This is a genomic window from Blautia sp. AF19-13LB (assembly GCF_003479105.1).
GTDB lineage: Bacteria > Bacillota > Clostridia > Lachnospirales > Lachnospiraceae > Fusicatenibacter > Fusicatenibacter saccharivorans.
In genome coordinates this window covers 2,211-2,428 of the sequence record NZ_QUGO01000048.1, presented here as the reverse complement: position 1 = coordinate 2,428, position 218 = coordinate 2,211, and the positions used below count along the sequence as shown (strand labels likewise).

At 50.9% G+C, this 218-nt stretch carries 1 protein-coding gene; it reads right to left on the bottom strand.

From position 1 onward, the window contains the following. Positions 1 to 29: 29 nt before the first annotated feature. On the bottom strand, positions 30 to 218 hold a 189-nt coding region (locus tag DWX32_RS20370), incomplete at its 5' end, for a DUF4315 family protein (RefSeq protein WP_243037646.1).

The following is a 218-nucleotide window of genomic DNA, read 5'->3' as shown; positions in this document are numbered from 1 at the left end:
CACAAAGGGCAGTCATGGTCTTTTTCAGTTTATTCTTCATCTGCATTTTCCTCCTGTTCGTTTTCTCCTGCGGGTGCGGCAGTCATGCCGGGAATACCGCCGCCGGACAGCATAGCGTTCAGTTCCTGCGGGGTCAGACGCATAGCTCGTACAAGCTGTACGATTTCAAGGTTTTCCGCTTCGGTTTTCTGCGCTTCCAGTCCTTTTAACTTGTTCTG